9 protein-coding genes are annotated in these 12699 nt (G+C 55.6%); 4 read left to right on the top strand and 5 right to left on the bottom strand.

Annotated features, from left to right (window positions below):
* Nucleotides 1–151 precede the first annotated feature (151 nt).
* Together V7Q41_RS03020 and cphA are read left to right on the top strand one after the other, a co-directional pair.
* Nucleotides 152–2356 (top strand): cyanophycin synthetase, encoded by a 2205-nt coding sequence (locus tag V7Q41_RS03020; RefSeq protein ID WP_333842613.1) that lies wholly within the window; start codon nt 152–154, stop codon nt 2354–2356.
* A gap of 7 nt (nt 2357–2363) precedes the next feature.
* The gene (gene cphA / locus V7Q41_RS03015; RefSeq protein ID WP_333842610.1) at nt 2364–4946 is read left to right on the top strand and encodes a cyanophycin synthetase; all 2583 of its coding nucleotides are present in this window, start codon (nt 2364–2366) and stop codon (nt 4944–4946) included.
* A gap of 4 nt (nt 4947–4950) precedes the next feature.
* On the opposite strand, the gene V7Q41_RS03010 is transcribed toward cphA, so the two are convergent.
* From V7Q41_RS03010 to lgt, 5 genes are all read right to left on the bottom strand, one after another.
* Nucleotides 4951–6489 (bottom strand): malonate--CoA ligase, encoded by a 1539-nt coding sequence (locus V7Q41_RS03010; protein ID WP_333842608.1) that lies wholly within the window; start codon nt 6487–6489, stop codon nt 4951–4953.
* 10 nt (nt 6490–6499) lie between these two features.
* Complete coding sequence (locus V7Q41_RS03005) at nt 6500–7456, bottom strand: Bug family tripartite tricarboxylate transporter substrate binding protein (protein WP_333842829.1); 957 nt, start codon at nt 7454–7456, stop codon at nt 6500–6502.
* A 77-nt stretch (nt 7457–7533) separates the two neighbouring features.
* Nucleotides 7534–8967, bottom strand: a complete 1434-nt coding sequence (locus tag V7Q41_RS03000; RefSeq protein WP_333842606.1) for a malonyl-CoA decarboxylase — start codon at nt 8965–8967, stop codon at nt 7534–7536.
* Between the two features lie 30 nt (nt 8968–8997).
* The gene (locus V7Q41_RS02995; protein WP_333842604.1) at nt 8998–9666 is read right to left on the bottom strand and encodes a GntR family transcriptional regulator; all 669 of its coding nucleotides are present in this window, start codon (nt 9664–9666) and stop codon (nt 8998–9000) included.
* A 107-nt stretch (nt 9667–9773) separates the two neighbouring features.
* Entirely contained in the window at nt 9774–10589 is an 816-nt protein-coding gene (gene lgt, locus V7Q41_RS02990) for a prolipoprotein diacylglyceryl transferase (RefSeq protein ID WP_333842602.1), read from the bottom strand.
* 83 nt (nt 10590–10672) lie between these two features.
* On the opposite strand from lgt, the gene ilvD reads away from it, so the two are divergent.
* Both ilvD and V7Q41_RS02980 read left to right on the top strand, forming a co-directional pair.
* On the top strand, nt 10673–12367 hold the full coding sequence (gene ilvD / locus V7Q41_RS02985; RefSeq protein WP_333842600.1) for a dihydroxy-acid dehydratase: 1695 nt from the start codon (nt 10673–10675) through the stop codon (nt 12365–12367).
* 25 nt (nt 12368–12392) lie between these two features.
* Nucleotides 12393–12698, top strand: a complete 306-nt coding sequence (locus V7Q41_RS02980; RefSeq protein ID WP_333842597.1) for a c-type cytochrome — start codon at nt 12393–12395, stop codon at nt 12696–12698.
* Nucleotide 12699 lies beyond the last annotated feature (1 nt).

Below are 12699 nucleotides of genomic sequence, written 5' to 3'. Positions count from 1 at the left end.
ATGCAAATCGACGGACGGCGATAAAAATAAAAAAGCAGGAGCCAGGACTTTGTTGAACCCCAGCACGTTTGCAATTGATTGTATCGCCGCAGCCTTGGCGCGCTCTCCTGCTTAGGCCACCCAAACTCCCGCTTTAAACACACGCTACTTTATGGCCTTCAAAGACATCCAAATCCTGCGCATGAACTACTTGCGCGGGCCCAATATCTGGACTTACCGCCCCATCATCGAAGCGCTGATCGACTTGGGCGAGATGGAAGACCACCCTTCCAACAAAATTGACGGCTTCAACGACCGTATCAATGGCTGGCTCCCTGGTCTGGTCGAGCATCACTGCGGCGTGGGTCACCGCGGCGGGTTTTTGACCCGCTTGGTGGGCGGAACTTGGATGGGCCACATCATGGAGCACGTCTCCATCGAGTTGCAACTCTTGGCTGGCGCACGCGCTGAGTTTGGCAAAGCGCGAGAAATCAGCAAACGTGGCATCTACAAAGTGGTGTTTCGTACCGAGCATGAAGAACTGGGCCGCGAAAGCTTTTTGGCTGCTCGCGCGATCGTGATGGCAGCGGCCAACAACCTTGCGTTCGACATCACGGCCACCGTCGATCGTTTGAAAAAGATTGCTGACTTGCGCTGCCTAGGCCCCAGCACTGCCTGCATTGTGGATGCCGCGGTCGAGCGCAAAACGCCTTTCATACGCCTGACCGAAGGGAATTTGGTGCAACTGGGCTATGGCGCCAAACAGCGCCGCATCTGGACTGCTGAAACCGACCGAACCAGCGCCATTGCCGAGAGTATTTCTAGCGACAAAGATTTGACCAAACGCTTGCTCACGCAATGCGGCATTCCTGTGCCTGAGGGCCAGATTGTGAAAACTGCTGACGAAGCTTGGGAGGCTGCCCAAGACATTGGTTTGCCCGTGGTGGTCAAACCCCTTGACGGCAACCGTGGCTGGGGCGTGTCACTCGATGTGAATACCGAAGAGGGTGTGCGCGCCGCCTGGACTGCCGCTGAAAAAGAAGGCAGTGAGGTGCTGATTGAGCGCTACGTGCGCGGCGACGAGCACCGCGTATTGGTTGTGGGTGACCGCGTGGTGGCCGCTACACGAGGCGAAACAGCTTGCATCACGGGCGACGGAATCTCCACCGTGGAGCAGCTGATTGACTCTCAAATCAATACCGACCCACGTCGAGGTCTTGCAGAAGGCTTTCCGCTTGACCTGATTCGCCTCAACACACCGCGTGGCGAAATGTCGCTGCTCGAAATCCAACGCCAAGGATTAAAGCCCGAAAGCATCCCCACCCAAGGCCGCATCGTGGTGGTGCAACGCAACGGCAATCTGAACAATGATGTGACTGATTGGGTCCATCCAGACGTCGCAGCGGTGGCCACCCTTGCTGCTCGTGTGATTGGCTTGGACATTGCGGGCATTGACATCGTCACCCAAGACATCTCTCGCCCCTTGGAAGAAACCAAAGGCGCCATCATCGAAGTCAACGCAGGACCAGGCTTGCTGATGCACGTCAAACCCGCGGTAGGTCAGCCCCGACCCGTGGGCAAAGCCATTGTTGAACACTTGTTTGGTCCCAACGAATCTGGCCGCATCCCCGTGGTAGGCATTGTGGGCAGCCAACAAACCACCGAGCTGTCACAGTTGGTGGCTTGGCTGCTGCACCTCTCGGGCAAACGCACCGGCTTGGCTTGCAAGGACGGGCTCTATATGGACCAACAGCATTTGGGCAAAACCGACTCACGGGGCTTTGAAGCCTCAGAGCGCTTGCTCATCAACCGCGCGCTGGATGCTGCGGTGTTTGAAACCACGCCAGCCCTCATCTTGGACGAAGGCTTGGCTTACGACCGTTGTTTGGTCGGTATCGTGACCAACATGCCCGATACCACGCCCACGTTAATTGACAAGCACGACATCCAAACGTCCGATCAAATGCGCACGGTGGTTCGCACCCAAATTGACTTGGTTTTACCCGAAGGTGCCGCCGTGCTCAACGCTGACGAACAAGCCGTGACCTCACTGGCCGAATTGAGCGACGGCGAAGTGCTTTTCTACGCCAAGACCAAAGACAACGCCACCATGCTGACCCACTTGCAATCTGGTGGGCGAGGCGTTTATTGCAAAGAAGGTCATGTGACCTTGGCGCGTGGCGACCAAGAAACTCAGTTGTTTCACTTAGACCTCGAGTTGATTGCCCGCTTGCTCAAAAACGGCTTGCACATCTCCACCCTGCTGGCGGCTGTTGCCGCTGCATGGTCGCTAGACATTGCACCATTGCTGATTCGTGCTGGCTTAAAAAATTTCGGGCAACAAAACCAACATGTTGCCCACACCTTGCAAGGATGAATGGTTCATGGAAGTCTCTCGCATTCGCGCTCTACGCGGCCCCAATCTCTGGACGCGGCACACGGCAATAGAGGCCATGGTGACCTGTGCTGAAGGTGAAATCGACCTGAGCCAACATCCTGACTTTGAAAACCGATTGCGCAATTTATTTCCTGGCGTTGGCAACCTGCAGCCCACCGATCACAAAGTCAAACTCAGCATGGCGCATGCCCTTGAAGCTGCGACCTTGCATTTGCAAATCGAGGCAGGCTGTCCCGTCACCTTCAGCCGTAGCACGGCAACCACAGACCTGGGCTTGTTCCAAGTTGCCGTGGAGTACACCGAAGAACAAGTGGGGGTCATGGCCATCCAACTGGCCAATGAACTCTGCCATGCGGCATTCAACAACTCCAGTTTTGATGTGGACGCTGCCATTGAGCAACTGCGCGAACTGGACGAAGATATTCGCCTAGGCCCATCCACCGGTTCAATCGTCAACGCTGCGATAGCGCGCGGCATCCCCTACCGCCGTTTGACCGAAGGCAGCTTGGTTCAGCTGGGCTGGGGCAGCAAACAACGCCGCATTCAAGCAGCTGAAATTGACTCCACCAGCGCGATTGCCGAGTCCATCGCGCAAGACAAAGAACTCACCAAACGCTTGCTGCATGCGGCTGGTGTCCCTATACCGTGGGGTCGGCCCGTGAGCAGCCCAGATGATGCATGGGCTGCAGCACAAGAGATCGGCCTACCGGTTGTCGTCAAACCTCGAGATGGCAACCAAGGCAAAGGCATCTCTGTGAACGTCACGACGCAAGAAGGTGTGAAAGCGGGCTATTTGGCTGCTCGCGCTTGCCGCCAAGAAGTACTGGTTGAACGCTTCTTGCCCGGCAGCGACTACCGCCTGTTGGTGGTCGGTAACAAGTTGGTTGCTGCAGCGCGACGTGAGCCGCCCCTGGTCATTGGTAACGGTAAAAACACAGTGCGCGAACTTGTGAATATCGTCAATGCCGATCCACGCCGCGGTGAAGGACACGCCACCTCGCTGACCAAAATTCAATTTGATGACATCGCCATTGCGCGTCTACAAGAACAGGGCTACACAGCCACCAGCGTTCCTGCCAAAGGTGCTCGCGTGATTCTGCGCAACAACGCCAACTTGTCCACTGGCGGAACGGCCACAGATGTGACCGATGATGTGCATCCAGAAGTGGCTCTGCGTGCCATTGCTGCGGCGCAAATGGTCGGCTTGGACATTTGCGGCGTCGATGTGGTGTGCGAATCCGTGCTGAGTCCCCTCGAGGAACAAAGCGGCGGCGTGGTCGAAGTCAACGCAGCTCCTGGCTTACGCATGCACCTGAGCCCATCCTTTGGCAAAGGCCGTGATGTGGGCGAGGCGGTCATAGCCACCATGTTTCCAGACGGTGGCGATGGCCGAATTCCAGTGATCGCTGTGACTGGCACCAACGGCAAAACCACGACGGTGCGCTTGACATCGCACCTGCTACGCGCCAATGGTTGGCGCGTGGGCATGACCAACACCGATGGCGTTTATGTGAATGGCCGACAAACGGACAGCGGCGACTGCAGCGGCCCCCGCAGCGGACGCAATGTGTTGGCCCATCCTGATGTGGACGCCGCCGTACTCGAAACAGCACGCGGCGGCATGCTACGTGAAGGTTTGGCCTTTGACCGCTGCCAAGTGGCGGTGGTCACCAACATTGGCATGGGCGACCACCTGGGTCTGAATTACATCTCCACTGTAGAAGACCTTGCTGTCTTAAAGCGCGTGATTGTGCAAAACGTGGCAGAGTCTGGCACGGCAGTGCTCAATGCCACCGACCCCATCGTCGCGGCCATGGCCAACAAATGCCCGGGACAAGTCACCTTCTTTGGTTTAGATTCGCACCACCCCATCATTGCGACCCACCGAGCGCAAGGCAAACGCGTGGTGTTTGTCGATGATGACCAAATCGTAGCCATGCAAGGCAACCACTCGGTGAGGATTACTTTGTCAGAAATTCCTGTCACGCGTGGTGGTGCGATTGGCTTTCAAATTGAAAATGTCATGGCATCGATTGGTGCCGCTTGGGCTGTTGGTGTGCCTTGGCAGACCATTTGCAAAGGCTTGGCTACCTTTGTGAGCGACAGCAACGCGGTACCCGGACGCTTCAATGTGTTTGACTACAAAGGCGCCACTGTGATTGCCGACTACGGGCACAACCCAGATGCCATCAAAGCGCTGGTCCAAGCCGTGACCAACCTGCCCGCCCAGCGTCGCAGCGTGGTGATCAGCGGGGCGGGAGACCGTCGAGACGAAGACATACGTGAACAAACGCGCATCATTGGCGAAGCATTTGACGATGTGGTGTTGTACCAAGACGCCTGTCAACGCGGTCGCGTCGATGGCGAGGTGCTCAAGCTCTTGCGTCAAGGATTGGAGGGGGCCAAGCGGACAACGCACATCGATGAAATTCATGGTGAATTTTTGGCGATTGACCGCGCGATGGCGCGTTTACAAAAAGGCGATTTGTGCTTGATCTTGATTGACCAAGTGGATGAGGCCTTGGCGCACATCACGCAGCGGGTGAACTCCGCTGCTTTGTCCGGCTAAGTTTTTAAAACAAACCCTTGTACTGGTCGCGCAACAAGTTCTTTTGCACTTTGCCCATGGTGTTGCGAGGCAACTCTGCAACCACAAAACACTTCTTAGGAATTTTGAAGTTCGCCAGCTGTGACTTGAGTGCGGCAATGACGGTGTCAGCATCAACCTTGGCACCGGGTTTGGCAATGACAACCGCCACGCCCACTTCACCAAAGTCGGGATGCGGCACGCCAACCAAAGCACTTTCAGCAACACCCGCCATGTCGTTGATGTAGCCCTCGATCTCTGCAGGGTAGACGTTGTAGCCGCCGCTGATGATGAGGTCTTTGCTGCGACCCACAATGACCACGTAACCACGCTCGTCCACCTTGCCCACATCTCCGGTTTTGAAATAGCCGTCTGAGGTGAACTCTTCTTTGGTTTTCTCGGGCATGCGCCAGTAGCCGCCAAACACGTTGGGGCCTTTGACTTGGATGCCGCCGATCTCACCCACAGGCAAGGCTTGGCCTGCGTCATCTTGCACACGCAGCGACACGCCGGGCAGCGGGAACCCCACCGTGCCGCCACGGCGTTCGGTTTGGCCGGGGTAGCGCGCATCGGCGGCGTAAGGGTTGGAGGTGAGCATGACGGTTTCGCTCATGCCGTAGCGCTCGAGGATCGTCTGGCCTGTGCGCTCTTGCCAAGCGTTGAAAGTTTCCAGCAACAGCGGCGCAGAACCCGCCACAAACAAACGCATAGTGGCGGCTTGTGCCTTCGTCAAACTCGGCTCATCCAACATGCGCACATACAGGGTGGGAACGCCCATGAAGACCGTGGCGTGTGGCATTTTGGCGATGACACCTTTGGGGTCGAACTTGGACATCCAAATCATCTTGCTGCCGTTGAGCAAAGCGCCGTGTATGGCCACAAACAAACCATGCACATGGAAGATGGGCAAGGCGTGAATCAACACATCATCTGGCTTCCAGCCCCAATAATCCTTCAAGGTCTGCGCGTTGCTCAGCATGTTGCCATGCGAGAGCATCGCGCCTTTGCTTCGTCCGGTCGTACCACTGGTGTACAAAATAGCGGCCAGATCGTCAGCCTTGTTTTGCGACACTTGGTGCTGATCTGAAAAATGCGCAGCACGCACAAGCAAACTACCCGTGCGGTCATCGTCCAAGGTAAACACACTTTGTGTGCCGGCCTTGAAGGCGATCTTGCTGACCCAACCAAAGTTGTTGCTGCTGCAGACCACCACGGCAGGTTCGGCATTGCTGATGAAGTATTCCATCTCAGCGCTTTGGTAAGCCGTGTTCAAAGGCAAGAACACATAGCCCGCACGCAAAGTGGCTAAGTAGAGAATGAGGGCCTCGACCGACTTTTCCACTTGCACGGCCACGCGCGAGCCCTTTGGCATGTGCAGTGAGTCCAACAGGTTGGCCACCATCGCGCTGGCACGCTCAAGATCAGACCAGCTGTAATGCAAGCCATCGGCAGTTTCGATCGCGGTTGCGTTCAACGCTTTCGCAAACCCGGCCCGCAGGGCCGCATACAGGTTGTGATTCATCATCTGTTTTCAATTAATCAAGCTTGGCGCCTGAAGCTTTCACCACAACCGCCCACTTTTTAATTTCAGCCGACACAAAGCTGCCGAACTGCGCGCCCGTTAAATTTGGAAAATCGGCGCCGCTGTTGGCCCAACTGGTTTTGATCTCATCCGAGGCACTCGCTTTGCGCACCTCTTCGATGGCACGTGCCTGCACATCAGCGGGCGTGCCCTTGGGTGCCCACAAGCCATACCATGTGTTCACGTTGTAGTCAGGCAAGCCCAGCTCAGCGGCACAAGGCACATCAGGAAATGCGGGGTTGCGCTTGTTGCCCGACACCATCAGCGCCTTGATGCGTCCGCCTTTGATGTGTTGGGCCGAAGAGCCCAGACCATCAAACATCATGTCCACATTGCCCGCGATCAGGTCTTGCAAAGCGGGGCCTGCACCTCGGTATGGAATGTGTGTGATGAAGGTTTTGCTTTGGAGCTTGAACAACTCACCCGCCAGATGGTGAGAAGTACCGCCGCCCGCTGAGCCGTAATTGAACTTACCTGGACTGTTTTTAACCAATTCCATGAAAGCTTTGAAGTCAGCCACTGCAATGTTTTTGGGATTGACCACCAACACGTGCGGTACGCTGGCGACGATGGCCAAAGGCACAAAGTCACGCTCTAAGTCGTAGTCGAGTTTGGGGTACATCGACGGCGCGATCGAATGATGCACGGCGCCCATGAACAAGGTGTAGCCATCAGCCGGTGCTTTGGCTGCAACGCCTGCACCCAAGTTACCGCCGGCACCACCGCGGTTGTCAATCACCATGGTCTTGCCAGTGAGCTTAGAAAACTGAGCAGACAGAGGGCGTGCAAACGTATCGGTGCCGCCACCAGCCGGAAACGGAACGATCAGACTCACAGGCTTGGTGGGCCATGAGCTTTGCGCGTGTGCGCCAAGACCAAAGGTAGCGCATGCAACTGCGCTGAGAACCATCCAATACCGACGGCTTGTTTTGAGTTTGAGTTGCTTCATGTCTGTCTCCTTCTTGGTTTAAAAACGAACGTGATTGATCACTTGAAATACATGTCTTCTACTTCACCAGAGGCTGGGGCCACGCCTTTTTCTAACATCTGTCGGTGCTTATCTAAGCGTTTGAGGTCATACAAGTAATTGACCATCAAACCATGAGATTGCTTGATGCCTTTGGTCGATGGGTCAGCAAACCAATTGATGCGCTCAATGCGTGCGCCGTTACCCAAGTGAAAACGCGCCACAGGGTCCAACACTTGGTCACCCAATTTGGCTTGTCCCAAATAGTGCGCAGCTGCTCGCATGAGAAATTGACGCAAGGCTGATTTGACGGACAACACCTCCAATAACTGAGGCTGCTCAATAGCCGCCAACACATGGCTGGCAGTGGGTGGCTCAAAGCTGATTTCTCGGCCCAATGCGGATAGCTCTTTTTCATTGAGCCGAGCCAATAAATCTTGCGCATGTTTGACCAACCAAGGGCGAAAACTTGGAATCGGCGACAAGGTGGCGAAGGTTTTGAGTTTGGGAAATTCAGCACGCAAAGTCTCCACCACGCGCTTGATCAAAGAGTCACCAAAGCTCACACCTTTCAAACCACCTTGTGTGTTGCTGATCGAATAAAAAATCGCCACGGTGGACTTTTGCAAATCTGCTGGAGCGGCTGACTCATCCAACAAAGGCATGATGTTGTCAGCCATCTCGTGCAACAAAGCAACCTCCACAAAGATCAAGGGCTCGTTGGGCAAGCTAGGGTGGAAGAACCCATAGCAGCGGCGGTCGCTGTCCAAACGATTTTTCAAATCAGCCCAGCTGCGAATGTCGTGGACAGCCTCGTACTTGATGAGCTTTTCTATCAATGAGGCGGGCGAATCCCAGCTGATGCTGCGCAGCTCTAAAAACGCCACATCAAACCAAGTGGAGAAAAGGTTTTCCAGTTCTGCGTCTAAGGCTTGCAAGCGCTTGTTGCCTTTGAGGTAGGGCAGCAACTCGGCGCGCAGATCCAACAAAAAACGCATTCCGCCAGCTGACGCCGCAAAGCGTTGCAGCAACCGCGTGCGAGGCGACACCAAAGCACGGCGCAACCGAATCTCAGCAGGGCCTTCTTCCACGGTGCCTAAGGCGGCGTCGTAGTCATCACGCGCGGCTCGCACCTTCAGGGCATCGGGGCCAAACTGCTCGCTGATGAGCAGCCACAAATCTTGTCGCTCTGCGGCCAGGGCTTTGCCATACCAATCGGCCAGATCTTTGGCGCGACGACCACCTTCGACCTCGCTCACACGCGGATCGACCACGGCTTGCAACAGGGTGAGCGTGCGGCGCAACGAGCGAGGTGACAAGGCCTCTTTTTGTTGGCGCAAGGTGGCGCTCAATCGCTCACGCGAAGATCGGTCTTCTGGCTTGGGGCCCTGCGCGACAGAAGCCGTGTTGCGGAGCAAATGGAGTTTGCTGCTGAGCCAATTGGTTGGGTTCATCCCATGTCTCTTTCTGGCGTGATGCCGAATTTAGACAGTCAACACACTGCGGCTGAACGAGGCCAGGTCCAGCAATGCCTCACGTTGCTGCAATAAGTGGTGCTGCATGGCGGCGTCTGCGCCAGCGGCATCACCTGCCTTGATCGCAGCGAAGATGGCCAAATGCTCGGCCAAACTTTGCTGCAACCGCCCAGGCGCATACAGCTGCTGCAAGCGTGCGAGCCTCAAAATTTTTCGTAAATCGTCGATCGTTTGGGTCAACCACTTGTTGCTGGCCAGTTGAATGATGGCCTCGTGAATGGCGAAATTGGCTTGGTAGTAATCGTTGATACGGCCAGCCTCTGCATGCTGCTGCAAGCGTCGGTGCCAAACTTCGAGCGCTTTGAGATCTTCAGGCGTGGCACGTTGAGTCGCCTCAAACGCACAGCGGCCTTCGAGCAAGGCGATGACGGGAAAAATATTGTCTAGGTCTTGCGCAGTCACCTCGTTCACAAAGCATCCGCGACGCGGCTCGTGGCGCAACAAACCCTCGGCGGTCAATACCTTAAGCGCTTCTCGCAATGGTGTGCGTGAGATAGACCAAAGTTCGCACAAGGCCACTTCATCAATGAAGCTACCGGGCCTGAGTTGACCATCAAAGATGTAGTCACGCAACTGTGAAGCCACGTCATCGTGCAAAGAGCTAGCAAGCGCGCGCATCAGGTGTTGTGTCGGTGAGAGGGTCTGTAATTACGCGTAATTATCAACCCATAGCCGACATGTGACGCGCTCAGCACTCAGGGACTTACCCTGACTTTTAATACAATTTATACAGTTTCGATCTGGCGATTGGCGCGCAGCCAAAGCCACACCCCAATACCTACCATCGGCACACAAAGCCACTGCCCCATGGTCATGCCCAGTGCCAGCAGTCCAAGGTGCGCATCAGGCTCGCGGAAGTACTCGGCCATGAATCGCAACATACCGTAGCCCATCATGAACATACCGGACACGGCACCCACGGGGCGAGGCTTTCGCGCGTAAAGCCACATGACAATGAACAACAAAATGCCCTCACCTAAAAACTGGTAGATCTGGGAAGGATGGCGCGCCATCATGGTTCCACTTTGTGGAAACACCATGGCCCAAGGCAGGGATGGATCTGCCGCCCTGCCCCACAATTCACCATTGATGAAATTGCCGACGCGTCCAGCGGCCAACCCTGTGGGCACGCAGGGTGCGATGAAGTCGGTCACCCACAACCAAGGGCGTTCACGCTTCCTGGCAAACCAAGCCGTCGCCACAAACACCCCCAGCATTCCCCCATGAAAACTCATGCCACCTTGCCAAAAGGCAAACACTTCGAGGGGGTGCATCAAGTAGTAACTGGGGCTGTAAAAAACACAATAGCCAATACGACCACCCAAAACCACACCCAGCACACCGTAGAACAAGATGTCTTCGATGTCTTGTTTTGACCATGCCCCCAGCGCCACTTGTGCCGCGTAGGGCGCATGGTGCAGTCGCCCACGTGCCAAGGCGACAAACAGCGCAAAGGCCGCGAGGTAAGTCAGACCGTACCAATGGATGGCCAAAGGGCCCAATTGAAGGGCAACAGGGTCGATCGTGGGGTGCATCATCATGGTTTGATTGTGCCTTGGCAGTCTTGCAGTTTCATGACCGCAGCGCGGGTAAACTTGGCCATCCAACAAAAATCTGAGACACCATGGACACCAAAACCATCAAAATCAACCGCCGCTCTGCCAACATCACCGAGGGCAAATCTCGCGCACCCAACCGCTCCATGTATTACGGCATGGGTTACCAAGAAAGCGACTTTGGAAAGCCCATGATTGGCGTGGCCAATGGCCACAGCACCATCACCCCTTGCAACAGCGGCTTGCAAAAGCTCTCCGATGCTGCGGTTGCAGCGATTGAAGCAGCAGGCGGCAATGCTCAAATTTTTGGCACACCCACCATTTCAGACGGCATGGCCATGGGCACAGAGGGCATGAAATACTCCTTGATCAGCCGCGAGGTGATCTCTGACTGCATCGAAACCTGTGTGCAAGGTCAATGGATGGATGGTGTCGTTGTGGTGGGTGGCTGCGACAAAAACATGCCAGGCGGCATGATGGGCATGCTGCGTGCTAATGTGCCTGCCATTTACGTCTACGGCGGCACAATTCTGCCTGGCTATTACAAAGACCAAGAACTCAACATCGTCAGCGTGTTTGAGGCCGTGGGGCAAAACGCTGCTGGCAACATGAGCGATGAAGACCTCAAACAAATTGAGCAACGCGCCATTCCAGGCACTGGCTCCTGCGGTGGCATGTACACCGCCAACACCATGTCCTCCGCCTTTGAAGCCTTGGGTTTGTCACTGCCCTACTCGTCCACGATGGCAAATCCGCATGACGAAAAAATGAACTCGGCACAAGAGTCAGCCCGGGTGCTGATAGAAGCGGTCAAAAAAGACATCAAACCGCGCGACATTGTGACCAAAGAAGCCCTGGAAAATGCCGTGGCCGTCATCATGGCCACGGGCGGCTCGACCAATGCTGTGCTGCACTTTTTGGCTATCGCTCATGCTGCGGGCGTGGAATGGACCATCGACGACTTCGAGCGCGTGCGTCGCAAGGTGCCTGTTCTGTGCGACTTAAAACCCAGCGGCAAATACTTGGCCGTCGACCTGCACAAAGCAGGCGGGATTCCACAAGTGATGAAGATCTTGCTCAAAGCCGGTTTGTTGCACGGCGATTGTTTGACCATCACTGGCAAGACCGTGGCAGAAAACTTAAAAGACATTCCTGATGCACCGCGCGCAGACCAAGATGTGATTCGTCCTATCGACAAGCCCATGTACGCTGAAGGTCATTTGGCTATTTTGAAGGGCAACCTGTCTCCCGAAGGTGCTGTGGCCAAGATTACCGGCCTGAAAAACCCAGTCATCACCGGTCCAGCGCGCGTGTTTGATGATGAACAGACGGCGCTGCAAGCCATCTTGGACGGCAAGATCGTTGCTGGCGATGTGATGGTCTTGCGCTACCTTGGCCCCAAGGGCGGCCCGGGTATGCCTGAAATGTTGGCGCCGACTGGTGCATTGATCGGCGCGGGCTTGGGTGAGAGCGTGGGCCTCATCACCGATGGTCGATTCTCAGGCGGCACGTGGGGCATGGTTGTCGGCCATGTGGCGCCTGAAGCTGCAGCGGGCGGCAATATCGCCTTTGTGCATGAAGGTGACTCCATCACCATCGACTCACGCCAATTGCTGCTGCAGCTCAATGTGGATGCCGCCGAACTGGCCAAACGCAAGGTCGGCTGGAAGGCACCTTTGCCACGTTACATGCGTGGTGTTCAAGCCAAGTTCGCTTTCAATGCATCAAGCGCCAGCAAAGGTGCTGTGCTAGACGACTATTGAGCAAGCTGAGCGATTGAGAGGCCATATGAAATACATTTCTTTGACGCTGATCGGCGTGTTTTTTTCAATCGCTCCCGCTTACGCGGACTCGGCACTGGCCACCTCCAAAAACTGCATGGCCTGCCACGCAACAGAAAGAAAATTGGTTGGACCTGCTTACAAAGATGTGGCTGCAAAATATGCGAGCGACAAAACAGCAGTTGACAGACTCGCCATCAAAATTCAAAAAGGTGGCGCGGGCGTATGGGGCCCTGTGCCGATGCCTGCCAATACGCAAGTCAGCGATGCCGACGCCAAAAAACTGGCCGCTTGGGTGTTGAGCCTTAAATAAA

Source organism: Limnohabitans sp. (genome assembly GCF_036804465.1).
Taxonomy (GTDB): domain Bacteria; phylum Pseudomonadota; class Gammaproteobacteria; order Burkholderiales; family Burkholderiaceae_C; genus Limnohabitans.
This window is presented reverse-complemented; position numbering and strand designations above follow the sequence as displayed.

Excerpts from the sequence above, each read along its gene's own strand:
- lgt (WP_333842602.1), bottom strand. The coding sequence starts at position 10,589 with ATGATGATGCACCCCACGATCGACCCTGTTGCCCTTCAATTGGGCCCT.
- V7Q41_RS02995 (WP_333842604.1), bottom strand. The coding sequence starts at position 9,666 with ATGCGCGCGCTTGCTAGCTCTTTGCACGATGACGTGGCTTCACAGTTG.
- V7Q41_RS03005 (WP_333842829.1), bottom strand. The coding sequence starts at position 7,456 with ATGGTTCTCAGCGCAGTTGCATGCGCTACCTTTGGTCTTGGCGCACAC.
- V7Q41_RS03020 (WP_333842613.1), top strand. The coding sequence starts at position 152 with ATGGCCTTCAAAGACATCCAAATCCTGCGCATGAACTACTTGCGCGGG.
- V7Q41_RS03010 (WP_333842608.1), bottom strand. The coding sequence starts at position 6,489 with ATGATGAATCACAACCTGTATGCGGCCCTGCGGGCCGGGTTTGCGAAA.
- cphA (WP_333842610.1), top strand. The coding sequence starts at position 2,364 with ATGGAAGTCTCTCGCATTCGCGCTCTACGCGGCCCCAATCTCTGGACG.
- V7Q41_RS03000 (WP_333842606.1), bottom strand. The coding sequence starts at position 8,967 with ATGAACCCAACCAATTGGCTCAGCAGCAAACTCCATTTGCTCCGCAAC.
- ilvD (WP_333842600.1), top strand. The coding sequence starts at position 10,673 with ATGGACACCAAAACCATCAAAATCAACCGCCGCTCTGCCAACATCACC.
- V7Q41_RS02980 (WP_333842597.1), top strand. The coding sequence starts at position 12,393 with ATGAAATACATTTCTTTGACGCTGATCGGCGTGTTTTTTTCAATCGCT.